General features: G+C 67.9%; 16 protein-coding genes. 6 read left to right on the top strand and 10 right to left on the bottom strand.

Annotated features, from left to right (window positions below; genetic code table 11):
* Nucleotides 1–23: 23 nt before the first annotated feature.
* Entirely contained in the window at nt 24–401 is a 378-nt protein-coding gene (locus CSW60_RS18125) for a nuclear transport factor 2 family protein (RefSeq protein WP_099538576.1), read from the bottom strand.
* A gap of 67 nt (nt 402–468) precedes the next feature.
* On the opposite strand from CSW60_RS18125, the gene CSW60_RS18120 reads away from it, so the two are divergent.
* Entirely contained in the window at nt 469–999 is a 531-nt protein-coding gene (locus tag CSW60_RS18120; RefSeq protein WP_099538575.1) for a GNAT family N-acetyltransferase, read from the top strand.
* Here CSW60_RS18120 and phaH read toward each other — a convergent pair.
* The 4 genes from phaH to CSW60_RS18100 all read right to left on the bottom strand — a co-directional run bounded on the left by phaH (nt 996) and on the right by CSW60_RS18100 (nt 4,953).
* On the bottom strand, nt 996–1,775 hold the full coding sequence (phaH, locus tag CSW60_RS18115; protein WP_099538574.1) for a phasin PhaH: 780 nt from the start codon (nt 1,773–1,775) through the stop codon (nt 996–998). The two genes, CSW60_RS18120 and phaH, sit on opposite strands and share 4 nt — an antisense overlap.
* Nucleotides 1,776–1,860: 85 nt before the next feature.
* Complete coding sequence (gene chrA, locus CSW60_RS18110) at nt 1,861–3,138, bottom strand: chromate efflux transporter (RefSeq protein WP_099538573.1); 1,278 nt, start codon at nt 3,136–3,138, stop codon at nt 1,861–1,863.
* Nucleotide 3,139: 1 nt separating this feature from the next.
* On the bottom strand, nt 3,140–3,961 hold the full coding sequence (gene rlmJ / locus CSW60_RS18105; RefSeq protein ID WP_099538572.1) for a 23S rRNA (adenine(2030)-N(6))-methyltransferase RlmJ: 822 nt from the start codon (nt 3,959–3,961) through the stop codon (nt 3,140–3,142).
* Nucleotides 3,962–3,969: 8 nt separating this feature from the next.
* Nucleotides 3,970–4,953 (bottom strand): YafY family protein, encoded by a 984-nt coding sequence (locus CSW60_RS18100; RefSeq protein WP_099538571.1) that lies wholly within the window; start codon nt 4,951–4,953, stop codon nt 3,970–3,972.
* 76 nt (nt 4,954–5,029) lie between these two features.
* On the opposite strand from CSW60_RS18100, the gene CSW60_RS18095 reads away from it, so the two are divergent.
* Together CSW60_RS18095 and CSW60_RS18090 are read left to right on the top strand one after the other, a co-directional pair.
* Nucleotides 5,030–5,380: a hypothetical protein gene (locus CSW60_RS18095; protein WP_099538570.1), complete on the top strand. Its 351-nt coding sequence runs from the start codon at nt 5,030–5,032 to the stop codon at nt 5,378–5,380.
* A 320-nt stretch (nt 5,381–5,700) separates the two neighbouring features.
* Nucleotides 5,701–8,199 carry a TonB-dependent siderophore receptor gene (locus tag CSW60_RS18090; protein ID WP_236634310.1) on the top strand — a complete coding sequence of 833 codons (2,499 nt, stop codon included), beginning with the start codon at nt 5,701–5,703 and terminating at the stop codon, nt 8,197–8,199.
* A 62-nt stretch (nt 8,200–8,261) separates the two neighbouring features.
* On the opposite strand, the gene CSW60_RS18085 is transcribed toward CSW60_RS18090, so the two are convergent.
* Complete coding sequence (locus CSW60_RS18085; protein ID WP_099538568.1) at nt 8,262–8,807, bottom strand: GNAT family N-acetyltransferase; 546 nt, start codon at nt 8,805–8,807, stop codon at nt 8,262–8,264.
* A gap of 264 nt (nt 8,808–9,071) precedes the next feature.
* Between CSW60_RS18085 and CSW60_RS18080 the strand changes: the two genes are divergently transcribed.
* Genes CSW60_RS18080 through CSW60_RS18070 form a run of 3 tightly spaced genes read left to right on the top strand, consistent with a single transcriptional unit; the run spans nt 9,072 to nt 11,595 of the window.
* Nucleotides 9,072–10,676 carry a flavin monoamine oxidase family protein gene (locus CSW60_RS18080; RefSeq protein ID WP_099538567.1) on the top strand — a complete coding sequence of 535 codons (1,605 nt, stop codon included), beginning with the start codon at nt 9,072–9,074 and terminating at the stop codon, nt 10,674–10,676.
* Nucleotides 10,677–10,695: 19 nt separating this feature from the next.
* Complete coding sequence (locus tag CSW60_RS18075) at nt 10,696–11,088, top strand: c-type cytochrome (RefSeq protein WP_099538566.1); 393 nt, start codon at nt 10,696–10,698, stop codon at nt 11,086–11,088.
* Between the two features lie 24 nt (nt 11,089–11,112).
* The gene (locus tag CSW60_RS18070; RefSeq protein ID WP_099538565.1) at nt 11,113–11,595 is read left to right on the top strand and encodes a RidA family protein; all 483 of its coding nucleotides are present in this window, start codon (nt 11,113–11,115) and stop codon (nt 11,593–11,595) included.
* A gap of 201 nt (nt 11,596–11,796) precedes the next feature.
* On the opposite strand, the gene CSW60_RS18065 is transcribed toward CSW60_RS18070, so the two are convergent.
* The 4 genes from CSW60_RS18065 to hppD form a co-directional block, all read right to left on the bottom strand.
* Nucleotides 11,797–12,174, bottom strand: a complete 378-nt coding sequence (locus CSW60_RS18065) for a Rieske (2Fe-2S) protein (protein WP_099538564.1) — start codon at nt 12,172–12,174, stop codon at nt 11,797–11,799.
* Nucleotides 12,171–13,178: a fumarylacetoacetate hydrolase family protein gene (locus CSW60_RS18060; protein WP_099538563.1), complete on the bottom strand. Its 1,008-nt coding sequence runs from the start codon at nt 13,176–13,178 to the stop codon at nt 12,171–12,173. Before CSW60_RS18060 ends, CSW60_RS18065 begins: the two co-directional genes overlap by 4 nt.
* A gap of 22 nt (nt 13,179–13,200) precedes the next feature.
* Nucleotides 13,201–14,478 (bottom strand): homogentisate 1,2-dioxygenase, encoded by a 1,278-nt coding sequence (gene hmgA, locus CSW60_RS18055; RefSeq protein ID WP_099538562.1) that lies wholly within the window; start codon nt 14,476–14,478, stop codon nt 13,201–13,203.
* 167 nt (nt 14,479–14,645) lie between these two features.
* A complete protein-coding gene (gene hppD, locus CSW60_RS18050) occupies nt 14,646–15,719 on the bottom strand; it encodes a 4-hydroxyphenylpyruvate dioxygenase (RefSeq protein ID WP_099538561.1) in 1,074 nt (357 codons plus the stop codon).
* Between the last annotated feature and the right edge of the window lie 12 nt (nt 15,720–15,731).

The following is a 15,731-nucleotide window of genomic DNA, read 5'->3' as shown; positions in this document are numbered from 1 at the left end:
GTGGCCGCGTCCAGCCTTGTTGGTCACGCCAGCGTCACGAAGAGCTCGTTCTCGATCACCCATTGGCCGGTGACCTTCTTCCAGGTCGCCAGATAGGTCCCCGACTGTTCGGGCGCGTCCGTCCACGACCCGACCCAGCGCCCGCGCTCGGCGGCGCGAGTCCCGTCGGCGTTCAGGGCGATGTCCTCGGTCGTGCGCACATAGGCCACGAATCCCCTCTCGGCGAACTGGCCGGCGAACGCCGCCAGGACGTCCTCGGCGCCCAGCAGCAGCGAGCCGTCGCCGGCGATCACCGTGACGCGCGGATCGAAGAAGGGCTTAAGGCGGGCGGCGTCCTTGGCGGCGATCAGCTTGTTGGTCAGCTTGCGGCGGGCGGCGATGGCGTCGACGGGCGAGGTCATGGGCTCTTTCCTGGAGGGTTGGTCCGTGTAGCTTGCGGCGCATCCGATCCGCAAACCCTACCGGCCGATGCCCGCTCCCACCCTGACCACCGCGCGCCTCACCCTGTCGCCGCCAACCCTGGCCGATTTCGAGGATAGCCGCGCCATGTGGGCCGATCCTATCGTCACGCGCCACGTCGGCGGCCGGCCCTTCACCGAGGAAGAGAGCTGGACGCGGCTGATGCGCGCGCGGGGCCTGTGGGAGGTGTTGGGCTTCGGCTATTGGGCCGTGCGCGAGACGGCGACCGGTCGCTATGTCGGCGAGGTCGGCTTCGCGGACCTGCGGCGCGAACTGGAGCCCAGCCTCTACGGCCTGCCCGAGATGGGCTGGGTGCTAGCGGCCTGGTCGCACGGACAGGGCTTTGGGACCGAAGCGGTCGAGGCGGGCCTCGCCTGGATCGACGAGGCCCTGGCGCCGCCATCTGTCCCCTGCATCATCAATGTCGAGAACGCGCCCTCGATCGCGCTGGCGACCAAGGTCGGCTTCCGCGTGAAAACCCACGCCACCTACAAAGGCTCGCCGATCCTTGTGATGGAGCGGCGACCCGGTCGGGGCTAGGCTGTCGCGGGTTCGCTCTCGACGCCGGCGGCGAAGCGCTTGGCCTGGGCGATCCAGGCGTCGCGTTCGGCGCGTCCCTTCAAGCCCAGCTTCAGGTCGATCTCGGCCAGCTCTTCCGGCGTCCAGGCGGCGATCTGGCTGAAGGTGGTGACGCCCAGTTCGGCCAGCGAGGCGGCCAGCTTCGGCCCTACCCCGACCAGACGCGTCAGGTCGTCGCCGGCGGAAATGAGCGCCTCGGTCACGGCCTCCGCCTCCGCGAGCGTCGCATCCGGCCCGGCTTCGACGGTCGGGAGTTCGGCGGGGGCGGCGTCAGCGGCCTGGACTTCGGCGATCAGGGGTTCGGCTTCCGCCTCGGCCACAGCGAGGACCTCAGCCGCCTCTTCGACCGCGACAAGCGTCGCGTCGTTGGCCGCCTCCGCCAGGGCGCTCGACGCTTCGGCGAGCGTCTCGACAGCGTCCTCGGCCGCGTCCAGCAACACCTCCGCCGTCTCGACCGCCTCGGCCACCGCTTCGACCACCGGCTCGGGAGGGGTCTCAAGGATCGCTTCCGCCTCGACGGCGGGCGCGACGGGTTCCGGCGCCAGGGCCAGCACGGCTTCGAGGTTCACCGCCTCGCGCCAGCGCGAGGCCCACCACCAGTAGGCCGCGCCGGCGGCTGCCGCGCCGCCGAACATCAGCCACAGCGGCGAGGCCGCGCCGACCACGAAGCGAGGCGCGGTCTGCGGCTCGATCTTGTCGGTATTGAAATCAGGAAAAAGGGAGGACGAGGAAACCATGGGGGCGCTCCTGGCTACCGCGATTTTGTGCATCGCAGCATAACACAGAAACCGCGTTCGCAAGCGCGAAAATAATAACGTTACGTCAACCTAGTCCGATCGCCCTCAGCAGCACCGCCGCGATGATCAGAACCGCGATCATCGCCAGCATCGGCAGGCGGCTCATCAAGGCCAAGGCCAGGGCCACGAGGCCCAGCGCCGCATAGTCCAGGCTCGCGAGATCGGGCAGAAGGATCCGCAGGAGCCCCGCCTCCAACGTGTGGCCCGAGCGGAACAGCAGGTGCAGGGCGAACCACAGGGCCAGTTGGCCGATGACGCCGACGGCCGCGGCCGAGATCAGCGCCAGGGCGCGCGCGGGACGCGGCCGACGGCCCCAGCGCTCGAACAGGGGCCCGCCCGCGAAGATCCAGAGGAACGACGGCGCGAAGGTGGTCCAGGCGGCCATCAGCCCGCCCAGCACCGCCAGGACCCAGGCCCACTCCGGCGGCGCGGTCTGGAAGGCGCCGACGAAGCCGACAAAGACGAAGACCAGGATTAGCGGCCCAGGCGTGGTCTCGGCCAGGCCCAGGCCGTCCAGCATCTGGGTCGCCGACAGCCAGCCGAACGCCCCGGCCGCCTGCCCCAGATAGGCCAAGGCCGCATAGGCGCCGCCGAAGCTGATCGCGGCGAGGCCGCCGAACGCCAGGCCCATCCAGGCCAGGGTCGAGCCGGGCGCCAGCAGCCAGGCCAGACCGATCGGCGCAAGCCACAGGACGAGGCAAGCCACGGCGGTGCGCCCCTGCCCCTTCCTCGGCGCCGCGGGCGCGGCGACGGGCTCGACGGCGTCCTTGGCCGTCAGCCAGCCCAGCAGGCCCGCGCACAGCACCACCAGGGGAAATGGCGCGGTCGTGAAGGCCAGCAGGGCGAAGGCCACGCCGCAGACGAAGGCCGACATCCGATCCTTTACCGCCCGCTTGCCGATCTTCAGCAGCGCTTGCAGCACCAGCGCCACCACCGCCGCCTTCAGCCCCAGCAACACGGGCGCGGCCCAGTCCGAACGGCCGTGGACGATGTAGAGGGCCGATAGCCCCAGCATCACCAGCAGCCCCGGCAGGACGAACAGCAGACCCGCCGCGACGCCGCCTCGGACGCCATGCAGACGCCAGCCCAGCCAGGTCGCCAGCTGTTGGGCCTCTGGCCCAGGCAGGAGCATGCAGAAACTCAGGGCCCGGGCGAACTCGTCCTCGTCGATCCAGTCGCGGGACTCGACCACCTCCTTATGAAGCAGGGCGATCTGGCCGGCGGGACCGCCAAACCCCAGCAGGCCGATCTTCAGCCAGACCGGCAGGGCTTCGGCGAAGCTGGGAGCGGCCCTGAGCTGCAAGTCAGGCGCGCCAGACGCGCGAGCGGCCGCCGGCCTCGCCGAGGCGCGCGGCGATCCAGTCGCCGGCTTCAGCAGCCGCCGCCTCGACGCTGGCGGGCGCTCCGACCATCACCATCGCGCTGCCGTTCATCTTCATCGGGTCGATCAGAGGCCTCAAGCGAAGCTCCGCGACTAGCAGGTCCTTGGTGACGGTTTCCATCGCGCGAATGAAGGCGTCGAACGTTTCGAGATCCTTGAGCGGCAGCCAGATCGCCAGGGCGGCGTCCGGCGCGCGCTTGAGGACGGCGCGGGTGGTCTCGGCGATCCGCGCATAGTCGTCCGGGCGCTCGAACGGCGGATCGATGATCACGAACGCCCGCCCGCCCCTGCCCGCCTGAGCCGCGGCGGTGGCGAAGCCGTCGGCCTCCAAAGCTTGGGCGTTGGCGTACGGAGCCAGAGTCTTGCTCAGCAGGACCGCGTCGTCGGGCCGCAGCTCGCAGCCCGCGTAGCGGTCGGCCTTGCGCAGCGCGCGCGCCATCAGCAGGGGCGAGCCCGGATAGAGATCGCCCGCCTGGCCGCTGTTGATCTTCAGCACCGCCGCCAGCAGCGGCCCGAACACCGCCGGCGCGTCGGTGGCCGCCTTCAATCGAAAGACGCCCGCCTGCGCCTCGCCCGAGCGCCGCGCCATCTCGCCGGAGAGGTCATAGGCGCCCGCGCCCGCATGGGTGTCGATGACCGACAAAGCCCCGCTCCGCTCCTGCAAGGCCGACAGCATGGCCAGCAGGATCGTATGCTTGTGCAGGTCGGCGAAGTTGCCGGCGTGGAAGGCGTGACGGTAGTTCATCCCCGTCCCTACCACGCCCCGTGCGCGCGGCCAGCCTCGCGCAGCTCCTGGATCATCATGTCCTTCAGGACCTGGGGCCCGACGATCTCGATGTCGCCGCCCCAGGTGAAGAGGTGCCAAGACAGTTCGCGCATACCGCCAGCGCGGAAGGTGACCACCACCGAGCCGTCCTCCTCCTGGATCACCTTCTGAGTGGCGTGGAAGCGCCAGCGCAGGGCGTCCTCGGCGCGGCGTTTGTCGATCCGCAGGATCACGTCCTGAATCTCGTCGTGATAGATGCCGAAGCTCTCGTCGGCGAAGGCCTGCAACGAGAAGTCCTCGGGCGGCGACGCGGGCCTGTCGAGCACCTTCAGGTCGCTCATCCGGTCAAGGCGCCAGGAACGCGGCTTGCCGCCCTTGCCCTCCATCGCCACCAGATAGTTGCTGCGGCCGAACAGGACGCCCAGCGGCGTCACCTCGCGCGTGCGGCCCGGCGTGCTGCCGCCTTCGTAGCGGAACGACAGCGCCTGAAGACCCTTGATGGCGGCGCGGATCGCGGCCAGCACGGCCTCGTCCTCGAACGGACGGGGGCCGGCGTGGATCGCGATGGTCTCGGCCTGGACCAGGGCCTCGACATCCGGAGCCACGCGTCTGCGCGCCGAGCCGCGCAGCGCGGCCAGCAGCTTGGCCTCGAGCGCATAAAGAGACGCCGCGCGCGCGTCGGCGCCGGAGGCCTTGTAGCCGTCGGCGGCCCCACGCAGGGCCGCCAGCTCCTCGGCGGTCGGGGTCTGGAACACGCCGTCCAGCCCAGACGGGATACGGAACCGCTTGGTCGGCGGATCGTCGATCGCCTCCATCTGCGGGAAAGCCGTCCAGACCGCGTCGCGCATCCGCTCGGCGGTGCGGCGCCCCACGCCCAGGGCATGGGCCATCTCATCCAGGGTCAATCCCTCGGCGGATCCGGCCAGCATCCGGGCCAGATCCAGCAGGCGGGTGGCTTTCTCGTGTCGCATCGCGTCAGCTTATACGACCGTTTCTGTCGCAGCGCGCGGACAATCTTCAAGCGTCGAGATTGGAGAGGAGCCCCTGATGTCGCGCTTCGCCTGTTCCCCCTGGGCCGTCGCCCCCGTCAACGCCGCCATGATCTCGGCCGTGCTCGACTATGCCGACATTCATCGCGACCTGGGCGGCGGCCGCACCCTGCGCCGGATCAGCCACGAGCGCGCCGCCAAGGCCGACATCTTCCTGCTTCTGGGCCGCGACGCCGAGCGGGTCACCGACATCGGCCTCGTCTGGAACGACCGCGAGGACCAGATCGTGCGCGTCACCGACGACGCCGAACTGCGCGATTCCCGCCTCACCGCGTGGGAAGAAGCCTTCGATTTGTTCGAGACCGAAGAGACCGACGAGATGGCCGAACCCATGCGCCTTTGCGCGTGAGCGGGTGGACCCGGACACGCTCCGCGTGACTTCCGGCCACGAACAAAAACGTCGTTCTGCCTAAAATCCGAGATTAACCGCCGCGCAAAACGGCGCCCGCTGGGCGTCGGCGCGGTTATCGGCGTTTCCGACCGCCCCCGCATTGCCGAACGCCGAAACTTCTCCCCCCATGAATAGATCGGCCAGTTGCCGGTGTTTTTCAGTGCCCGCGTCAAAAAATATAATCGTCGGGAGAAAATCGCCATGGATAAGGGAATCTAATCGCTTTAATAAACAGAATGAGGGGGTAGTTTATGAATCGGCGTTTTAAACCCGCACTGTTGGCGGGTATTTCCGCCCTGTCGGTTACTATCGGATACTCTGCCAGCGCCTTCGCCGCCGACGCGGCGGCCACGCCGCCCGACCAGACCGAGGTCGACACCATCATTGTCACGGGCACGCGCCAGACGGGCCTGCGCGTCATTGACAGCCCCGCCCCCGTCCAGGTCGTCGACACCAGCACGCTTGAGCGCACCGGCACGGTGGACCTGCGCCTCGGCCTCGCCAATCTGGTGCCGTCGTTCAACGCCCAGGCCTTCGGCGGCGACACCGCCAACCTGACCCTTTCGGCCCGCCTGCGCGGCCTTTCGCCCAACCAGGCCCTGGTGTTGGTCAACGGCAAGCGCCGCCACACCACCGGCAACCTCGCGGTCCTGTCGGGCGTCTATCAAGGCGCCGCCGCGGCCGACCTCGGCTTCATCCCGATGGCCGGCATCGGCCGGATCGAAGTGCTGACCGACGGCGCCGCCGCCCAGTACGGCACGGACGCCATCGCCGGCGTCGTCAACATCATCCTGAAGAAGAACGCCTCGGGCGGCTCGATCTCGGCCACGGGCGGCGAATACTTCGACGGCGGCGGCAAGACGGCCGGCGGGTCGGTCAACATCGGCATGGCGCCGACCGAGACCAGCTACCTGAACCTGACGGTCGAAGCCAAGTATCACGGCTTCTCGAACCGCGGCCTGCCTGACCAGCGGGTGTTCAACCCCGCCAGCCCCAGCTACTCGGCCGCCAACAACGCGATCGAGAGCAAGATCCCCGGCTATCCGAACCTGAACCTGATCTCGGGCGACGCCGAGTATCGGATGCAGAACGTGGCCTTCAACGCCGGCGCCGAGCTGCCCGCCGATTTCGAGCTCTATTCGTTCGGCACCTACGGCCACAAGGACGCCTCGGCCTACGAGAACTATCGCCGCTACAATCGCATCCAGGGCAAGCAGGGCGCGGCCGACCGTCCGTTCCCGCTGGGCTTCAGCCCTCGTGAGCGCATCATCGAAGACGACTACGCCCTGACCTTCGGCCTGTCGGGCAAGGTCGTCGGCTGGGACGTCGACCTGTCGTCGACCTACGGCAAGGACGCCATCGAGGTCCGCGTCGAAGACTCGGCCAACGCCAGCCTCTACGCCGACACCTCGACCCTGACGGCCAAGGGCTTCACCCCGACCTCGTTCCACGCCGGCAGCTGGGGCACCACCCAGTGGACCAACAACCTGGACGTCCGCCGCGGCTTCGACGTCGGCCTGTCCGCGCCGGTGGACGTCGCGTTCGGTTACGAGCAGCGTCGTGACACCTACCGCATCGGCGCGGGCGACGCGGCCTCGACCTACAAGGAAGGCTCGCAGTCGTATCCGGGCTTCTCGAAGACCGACGCCGGCGGCCACGCCCGCACCAGCTGGGCCGTCTATACCGACGTCGCCGCCACGCCGGTCACCGAGTGGAAGATCGACGCGGCCCTGCGCTACGAGAAGTTCAGCGACTTTGGCGACACCACCGTCGCCAAGCTGACCAGCCGCTATGACTTCAGCGAGAAGTTCGCCCTGCGCGGCACGGTTTCGACCGGCTTCCGCGCGCCGACCCTGGCGGAGTCCTTCTACTCGGCCACCAACGTCTCGCCGACCAGCGCCTTTGTGCAGTTGGCCCCGAACTCCAGCGCCGCGCGTCTGCTGGGCATCGACAAGCTGAAGCCCGAGAAGTCGACCAACCTCAGCCTCGGCGTCGTGGCCCATCCGCTGCCCAAGCTGACGGCCACGATCGACGCCTACCAGATCAAGCTCAAGGACCGGATCTTCGGCTCCAGCTCGGTCTACGGCATACGTAACGGCGTGATCGTCAACCCGAACGTCAACGCCGCGATCGCCGCCAACGGCAACGTGCTGGACAGCACGGTGACCAGCACCGGCATCAACATCTTCTCGAACGGCCTGGACACCCGGACCCAGGGCATCGACGTGGTGATCTCCTACCCCACCGAGCTTGGCGATTATGGCCGGATCGACTGGACCCTGAGCGGCAACGTCAACAAGACCAAGATCACCAAGGTCAAGTCGGCGCCGACCGCCCTGGGCGTCACCAGCACCGCCTTCCCGACCGGTCAGGTCCTGTTCGCCGGCAACGCCGCCTCGCTGCTCGAGAAGGCTGCGCCGAAGTACAAGGTCGGCCTGAACGGCCTCTACAGCTACCGCAAGCTGACCCTGAACGTGACCGAGACCTTCTACGGCAAGGCGTCGGCCCTTTCCGATCCCGGCACCGGTCCGCTCCTGAACACCGTGGCCAGCGCCACGGCGATCACCGACGCGGAGCTCTCGTACAAGTTCCCGAAGGGCGTCGTCGCCGCGATCGGGGCCAACAACCTGTTCAACAAGTATCCGGACAAGTTCACGGCCGCCTATCAGGCCGCTTGCGTCGCCTCCGGCGGCGGCTGCGTCACCCAATATCCGTCGTTCTCGCCCTACGGCATCAACGGCGGCTACTACTATGGTCGCCTGACCTTCTCGTTCTAAGCGAGAGTCCGGAAGCCAACGCGAAGGGGCGGATCGAAAGGTCCGCCCCTTTTGCTTTGGTGTCAGAGCGCCTTGCCCATCCGGATCAGCGGCACGCGGTAGCCGGACGAAGTCTCGGCCTCGAACGGCTCGATGTCGTGATAGCCGCAGGCGCGGTACAGCGGGACGCCGCCCATGGTCGCGGCCATCTCGGCGCGCGTAAAGCCTTCACTTCGCGCGGCGGTCTCGCAAGCGTCGAGGATCATCCGCCCGACGCCTTTCCGCGTGTGATCGGGGTGGGTGTACATGGCCCGCACCCGCGCCGCGTCCTTGGCGGGATCCAGCAGTGCCGCGTCGCGCCCCACCGAATGGTCGCCGCCGAACAACGTGGCCCGGCGGCTCCAACCGCCGCAGCCCGCGATTTCCTCGCCATCCTCCACGACGAAATAGGTCCCGTCGGCGATGAGCTGCGTGTCCAGCCCCATCACCTCATAGGACGCCTTGACGCCTTCGGGCGGCAGGAAGGCCGGCAGCAGTTCGCCGATCGCCCGATCCATGAGGGTCGACAAGACCGGCATGTCCTCGGGTCGGGCGAGACGCAGGCGAAGGGCGGGTGCGGACAAGATCATCAGGCTCCATGACGCGGCGCGGGCGCACGAGGAAAACAAGGATTCGGCGAGTCCGGCCCGATCTTTCCGCCTCGCCCATCGATCGCTCAAAGCCTGCCCCAGGCGCCCAATGGTCAGGCGTCCAAGATGTCAGTCCACGTCTCGACTGAAAACGGATTGCGCCGCGCAGGCGTGAATTTCGAGATACCGTCCGTTCCGGTCAGTGCGGCCGGCGCGACGCCGAACGCGGGATCGCCGTTCGGCCAAAGACAAGGGCGGGGATTGATGAGCGGATTGGATGCTGTAACGACGGGTGGCGTTCTCACGCGTCGGCGTTTCTTCGAAAGCCTGGCCGCGGTCGGCGGCATGTCGCTGGTGCTGTCGGGCATGGAGGCCCTCGGCTTCTCCCAAGCCTCGGCCACCGAGCTGCCGGCCGAGCTGAAGGGCGGTGCCAAGAACACCAAGATCATCATCCTGGGCGCGGGCCTGGCGGGCATGACCGCCGCCTATGAGCTCAGCAAGGCCGGCTATCAGGTGCAGGTGCTGGAGGCCCGCTCGTTCGCCGGCGGTCGCTGCCAGACCGCGCGCAAGGGCTTCAAGCACACCGACCTGATCGGCAACAGCCAGACCTGCGAGTTCGACGAGGGCCACTACATCAACCACGGTCCCTGGCGGATCCCGTATCACCACCGCTCGACCCTGCACTACACCAAGCAGTTCGGCGTGCCGCTGGAGAGCTTCGTCAACGACAACGACGCCTCCTACGTCTATTTCGAGAAGGCCTCGGGCCCGCTGGCCGGCAAGCCGGTGCGCAAGGGCGAGATCGCCGCCGACATCCGCGGCTATACGGCCGAGGTGGTCGCCAAGGCCGCCAGCCAGGGCCAGCTCGACGCCCCGCTCTCGGGCCTCGATCGCGAGAAGTTCATCGCCTACCTGGTCAACGAAGGTCGCCTGTCGAAGACGGACCTGACCTACAAGGGCACCGAAGGCCGCGGCTTCTCGGTGCACCCCGGCGCCGGCGTCGATCCGGGTCCCGGCAAGGAGCTGCCGCCGTTCGCCTTCAAGGACGTGCTCGACAGCAACGCCTGGCGCGTCCTGAGTTCGGTCACCGGCTACGAGCAGCAGCGCACCATGCTGCAGCCGATCGGCGGCATGGACCAGATCGCCAAGGCCTTCGAAAAGCAGGTCGGCCCGATGATCCGCTACTCGACGGTCGTCGAGAAGATCAAGCAGTCCCCCAGCGGCGTGACCGTCTCGTTCAAGGGCGCCGACGGCAAGGCTGGCGAGGTCACCGCCGACTACTGCCTGTGCACCATCCCGCTCAGCGTGTTGAAGCAGATCGACCTCGACGCCTCGGCCCCATTCAAGGCGGCGATGTCGGGCGTCTCCTATGCGCCGGTCAACAAGATCGGCCTGCAGATGAAGAACCGCTTCTGGGAAGAGAAGCACCACATCTACGGCGGCCACGTCTATACGGACCTGCCGGGCATCAACTCGATCACCCTGCCCTCGTACGGCTGGCAGGGGCAGAAGGGCGTGCTGCTGGGCTACTACGCGTTCGGCGGCGAAGCGGCCAAGATCAGCGCCAAGAGCCCCGCCGACCGCGCGGCTTTCGCCGTCGCCGCTGGCCAGAAGATCTTCCCCGAATACGCCGAGAGCTTCGAGAACGCCTTCTCGTTCAGCTGGCACCTGGCGGAGTACAATCTGGGCGGCTGGGCCGAATGGAGCCCGACTGGCCGCAAGGAAGCCTATCCCGTTCTCTGTGAGCCCGACGGTCGCCTCTATCTGGCCGGCGAGCACCTGAGCTACCTGGGCGGGTGGCAGGCCGGCGCGATCGAGTCGGCTTGGCAGCAGATCGCCAAGATCCACGCCCGCGTCCAGCAAGCCTAAGAAACCACCGGGGAAACGTATGACCTTCGCTTATCGCCTCGCCGCCTTGGCGCTCGTCGGTGGCCTCGCCGCGCCGGCCATGGCGTCCGCCGACGGCAAGTCGCTGTTCATGGACAACTGCTCGGCCTGTCACCAGGCCACCGGCAAGGGCGTCAAGGGCGCCTTCCCGCCGCTGGACGGTTCCGTGCTCGTGAAAGGTCCGCCCAAGGTGGTGATCACGACGGTGCTGAACGGCCGCGCCGGCATGCCCGCCTTCAAGGACGACCTGTCCGACGCCGACCTGGCGGCCATCCTGACCTATGTCCGCTCGTCCTGGAGCAACAAGGCCCCCGGGATCAAGCCGGCCGACGTCGCCGCCGCCCGCGCGGCCGCCAAGGCTCAGGCCAACGCGCGCGGCCTGCAGGCCCACTGACCTCATTCTAAAGGGAGAAGACCCATGAAACGCCTGATCGCCCTCGCCGCCGGCCTTTGCGCCCTCGCCGGCGCCGCCCACGCCCAAGACATCGTCCGCGGCGGCGACCCCAAGTCGCCGATCGCCAGCGTCGTCACCGTGCCGGCCGGCTATGACACCATCTATGTCTCGGGCATGACCCCGCCGGTCATCGACGACAAGGCCACGGGCGTCGCCAAGTTCGGCGACACCAAGACCCAGACCCTCGGCGTATTGGGCCGCATCGAGGCTGCGCTGAAGACCCAGGGCGCGACCATGGCCGACGTCGTGATGATGCGCGTTCTGCTGGTCGGCGACCCCGCCAAGGAGGGCAAGATGGACTTCGTCGGCATGATGGAGGGCTACAAGACCTACTTCGGCACCGCGACCCAGCCCAACAAGCCCGCCCGCATCACCAGCCAGATCACCTCGCTGGTCCAGGACGGCATGCTGGTCGAGATCGAGGTCCAGGCGGCGAAGAAGAAGTAAGCGGCTGAACTCTCATTCCGGATCGGCGAAACCAGACGCCGGTCCGGTGCCGGATGCGATTTCACCGTTCCGCGAAATAATTTTCCTGACAACGTTGTCGGGCGCGATTCAAACAGCTATATGGAACTCAGCCCTTTCGGGCGTTTCCTCCCAATGACTCGGCCGCCTTCTCCTCCTGGAAGGCGGCCGTTCTTTTTTGGGTCATGCGGTGAACACTCGCCCCTCCCGCGCCTCGACCGGCCAGGGCGCGAGCTTGGCCCCCACGCAAGGCCCGCCGACGCAGGCGCCCTCCTCCACCGTGAACACCGCGCCGTGCCAGGAGCAGGCGATCAGGCCGCCGTCAGGGGTCAGGTACTGATCCAACGCCTGCGCCAGCGGGAGGCCGGCGTGCGGGCAGCGATCGACATAGCCGAACACCGCCTCGCCCTTGCGCACCACGAAGCCGTGGAAACGCTTGTCGCCGATCTGCAGCACGTAGTTGCGCGCGCCGCCATCCTTGATCAGGTCCAGCGGGCCGAGATTGATCCCGGCGCGCGTCTCCCAAATCCTGCCGATGGCGATAGCGGCCTCCTCGCTCAAATCCGCTCGACCGTCTGTTCGATGGCGCCGAAGATCGAGTGGCCCTTGGCGTCCTTCATCTCAATGCGGATCGTGTCGCCGCCCAGCAAGAACGGCGTCTTGGGCGCGCCGTGCAGGATGGTCTCGACGGTGCGGAGCTCCGCCAGGCACGAATAGCCCAGCCCGCCCTCGCTGATCGGCTTGCCGGGGCCGCCGTCGGCGTCGCGGTTGCTGACCGTGCCCGAGCCGACGATCGTCCCGGCGCTGAGCGACCGCGTCTTGGCCGCGTGCGCCACCAGGGTCCCGAAGTCGAAGGTCATGTCGACGCCGGCGTCGGCGCGGCCGAAGTCCTTGCCGTCCAGCTCGACCAGAAGCGCGCCGTGCAACTTGCCGTCCTTCCACGCCTCGCCGAGAGCGCTAGGGGTCACGGCGACGGGCGAAAAAGCGCTGGCCGGCTTGGACTGCAGGAAGCCAAAGCCCTTGGCGAGCTCGGCGGGGATCAGGTTGCGCAAGCTGACGTCGTTGCAGAGCATGACCAGGCGGATGGCGGCCAGGGCCTCCTCGCGGCTGGCGCCCAGCGGCACGTCGCCGGTGATCACGGCCACCTCGCCCTCCAGGTCGCAGCCCCAGCTGGCGTCAGCCAGCGGGATCGGATCGCGCGGATTGAGGAAGCCGTCCGACGCGCCCTGATACATCAGCGGATCGGTCCAGAAGCTCTCGGGCATCTCGGCGCCGCGCGCCTTCCGCACCAATTGCACGTGGTTCACGTAGGCGCTGCCGTCGACCCACTGATAGGCGCGCGGCAAGGGGCTGGCGGCGTCGTGCTCGTGGAAGCGCTCGCGCGGCACGGCCCCGTGCTCGAGACTCTCGGCCAGGCCGCGCAGCAGCGGCTCGCAATGCTCCCAGTTGTCGAGGGCGGCCTGCAGGGTCGGCGCGACCGTGCCGGCGTCGGTGAACCAGGCGAGGTCGTTGGAGACCACCACCAGCCGGCCGTCGCGGCCGCCCTTGAGAGACGCGAGCTTCATCGGCGCTTCCTTCTTGTTGTTGTTAGACGAGGCGAGCCTTGGGGAAGCCCGACCAGCAGGCGTCATAGTCGTCCTGAAGCGCCGAAGTCTCCAGCGCGAACTTCGTCGGCCGGATCACCCAGCGGCTCTCGAACATGAAGGCCAGGGTCCCGTCGATCTTGTGCGGGGCCAGTTCGGCCTCGGTGGCCTTGCGATGGCTGGCGACGTCGGGGCCGTGGTCGCTCATGCAGTTGTGCAGGGACGCCCCGCCCGGGACAAAGCCGCCCTCCTTGGCGTCGTAGGCGCCGTGGACCAGCCCCATGAACTCGCTCATCACGTTTCGATGGAACCACGGCGGGCGGAAGGTGTGCTCGGCCACCATCCATCGCGGCGGGAAGATCACGAAGTCGCAGTTGGCCACGCCTGGCGTATCGCTGGGCGAGGTCAGGACCGTGAAGATCGACGGATCGGGGTGGTCGAAGCTGACCGTATTGATCGTGTTGAACCGCGACAGGTCGTAGCGGTAGGGCGCGAGATTGCCGTGCCAGGCCACGACGTCCAAGGGGCTGTGATCCCACTCGGCCGCCCAAAGCGCGCCCTGGAACTTCTGGATCACCTGCGTCGGCGCCTCCACGTCCTCAAAGGCCGCCACCGGCGTCTCGAAGTCGCGCGGATTGGCCAGGCCGTTGGCGCCGATCGGGCCCAGCTCCGGCAGGCGGAAGGGCGCGCCGTAGTTCTCGCAGACATAGCCGCGCGCGGGCCCCTCGACCTCGACCCGGAAGCGCACGCCGCGCGGGATGACGGCGATGTGACCCGGACCGGCGGTCAGCGCGCCGAACTCGGTGACCAGGGTCAGCACGCCCATCTGCGGCACGATCAAGAGCTCGCCATCGGCGTCGTAGAACACCCGGTTCTTCATCGAGGCGTTGGCCAGATAGACATGGACGCCGACGCCCGACAGCGTGGCGGCGTCGGCGTTGCCGGCCAGGGTGACGAGGCCGTCGACGAAGTCGGTCGGCGCGGCCGGGATCTCCAGCGGGCTCCAGCGCAGGCGGTTGGGCGTCACGGGCCCGGAAAAGGTCGAGACCAGCTTGTCCTGCGCATAGGGCCTGTAAGGCCCATGCCCGGCGCTCGGCCGAAGTCGATAGAGCCAGCTACGGCGGTTCTCGTGGCGTGGCGCGGTGAACGCCGAGCCCGACAGCTGCTCGGCATAGAGGCCGAAAGGAACCTTCTGCGGCGAGTTCTGGCCCACCGGCAGGGCGCCGGGATGCGCCTCGGTCTCGAAATAGGAGCCGAAGCCGGTTTGGTAGCGGAGGTCCATGTGCGTTCCCGTGCCTTGCTCAGCACTTATCCCATGTCATCCCGGAAGCCTCGAAGAGGCTATCCGGGACCCAGAAGTGGCGCGCGCGGCGCTCTGTCGCCCCTGGGTCCCGGCTCTACGCTACGCTTCGGCCGGGATGACGCCGAAGAGTATCTTCGAGGCTCGCCTCAAGCGTCGACCGTGATCACCCCGCGGCGGATCTGGTCGAGCTCGATGCTCTCGAACAGGGCCTGGAAGTTGCCGTTGCCGAAGCCTTCGTTGCCCTTGCGCTGGATGATCTCGAAGAAGATCGGGCCGAACAGGTTCTCGGTGAAGATCTGCAGCAGCAGGCCTTCCTCGCCCACCGCGCCGTCGATCAGGATGCGGTTCCTGCGCAGGCGCTCCAGGTCCTCGCCGTGGCCGGGGACGCGCTTGTCGACCAGCTCGTAATAGGTCTCGATCGTGTCCTGCAGCTTCACGCCCCGGGCGCGCAGCTTCTCGACGGTGTCGTAGATGTTGTCCGTGGTCAGGGCCAGGTGCTGGATGCCCTCGCCATTGTACTGGCGGATGAACTCCTCGATCTGGCTCTTGTCGTCCTGGCTCTCGTTCAGCGGGATGCGGATGGCCTTGTCGGGCGCGATCATCGCTTGGCTGAACAGGCCGGTCGCCTGGCCCTTGATGTCGAAATACTTCTGCTCCTCGAAGCCGAAGACCTGATTGTAGAACGTCGACCAGGTGCGCATCTGGCCGCGCTTCACGTTGTGAGTCAGGTGGTCCAGCAGGTCGAGGCCGACATTGTTCTTGGCCTCGGCCAGGGCCGCGCCCGGCACCTGCTCCCAGCTGTCATAGATGGTGCCGGCGTCGCCATAGCGGTCGACGAGGTAGAGCAAGGAGCCGCCGATGCCTTCCAGCACCTTGGCGCCCTCGCCCAGCAGCGAGCGGCTGGCGTCGGCGGGCTTGGCGCCGCGCTTGATCGCGTCGGCGTAGGCCTGCTCGGCGTTCTCCACGCGGAAGGCCATGCCGTTGGCCGAGGGACCGTGCCCGGCGCGGAAGTCGGCGACCTGGCCGGCCGCCTCCTCGTTGACGATCAGGTTGATGCGGCCCTGCTTGTAGCGGGTCGCGGCCTTGGTCGGGTGCTTGCTGGCGGCGACGAAGCCCAGTTGCTCGATCAGCGCCTTCATGGCGGCCGGATCGGGGCTGGTGAACTCGACGAACTCGAAGCCGTCGAGGCCCAGGGGGTTCTGGTCGGTGACGAGGGTCATGGCGGTTCTCTC

The sequence above is a fragment of the Caulobacter sp. X genome, from assembly GCF_002742635.1.
In the GTDB taxonomy this organism is placed as follows: domain Bacteria; phylum Pseudomonadota; class Alphaproteobacteria; order Caulobacterales; family Caulobacteraceae; genus Caulobacter.
This window is presented reverse-complemented; position numbering and strand designations above follow the sequence as displayed.

Coding starts and splice junctions, on each gene's coding strand:
- CSW60_RS18125 (WP_099538576.1), bottom strand. CDS start 401: ATGACCTCGCCCGTCGACGCCATCGCCGCCCGCCGCAAGCTGACCAAC.
- CSW60_RS18120 (WP_099538575.1), top strand. CDS start 469: ATGCCCGCTCCCACCCTGACCACCGCGCGCCTCACCCTGTCGCCGCCA.
- phaH (WP_099538574.1), bottom strand. CDS start 1,775: ATGGTTTCCTCGTCCTCCCTTTTTCCTGATTTCAATACCGACAAGATC.
- rlmJ (WP_099538572.1), bottom strand. CDS start 3,961: ATGAACTACCGTCACGCCTTCCACGCCGGCAACTTCGCCGACCTGCAC.
- CSW60_RS18100 (WP_099538571.1), bottom strand. CDS start 4,953: ATGCGACACGAGAAAGCCACCCGCCTGCTGGATCTGGCCCGGATGCTG.
- CSW60_RS18095 (WP_099538570.1), top strand. CDS start 5,030: ATGTCGCGCTTCGCCTGTTCCCCCTGGGCCGTCGCCCCCGTCAACGCC.
- CSW60_RS18085 (WP_099538568.1), bottom strand. CDS start 8,807: ATGATCTTGTCCGCACCCGCCCTTCGCCTGCGTCTCGCCCGACCCGAG.
- CSW60_RS18080 (WP_099538567.1), top strand. CDS start 9,072: ATGAGCGGATTGGATGCTGTAACGACGGGTGGCGTTCTCACGCGTCGG.
- CSW60_RS18075 (WP_099538566.1), top strand. CDS start 10,696: ATGACCTTCGCTTATCGCCTCGCCGCCTTGGCGCTCGTCGGTGGCCTC.
- CSW60_RS18070 (WP_099538565.1), top strand. CDS start 11,113: ATGAAACGCCTGATCGCCCTCGCCGCCGGCCTTTGCGCCCTCGCCGGC.
- CSW60_RS18060 (WP_099538563.1), bottom strand. CDS start 13,178: ATGAAGCTCGCGTCTCTCAAGGGCGGCCGCGACGGCCGGCTGGTGGTG.
- hmgA (WP_099538562.1), bottom strand. CDS start 14,478: ATGGACCTCCGCTACCAAACCGGCTTCGGCTCCTATTTCGAGACCGAG.
- hppD (WP_099538561.1), bottom strand. CDS start 15,719: ATGACCCTCGTCACCGACCAGAACCCCCTGGGCCTCGACGGCTTCGAG.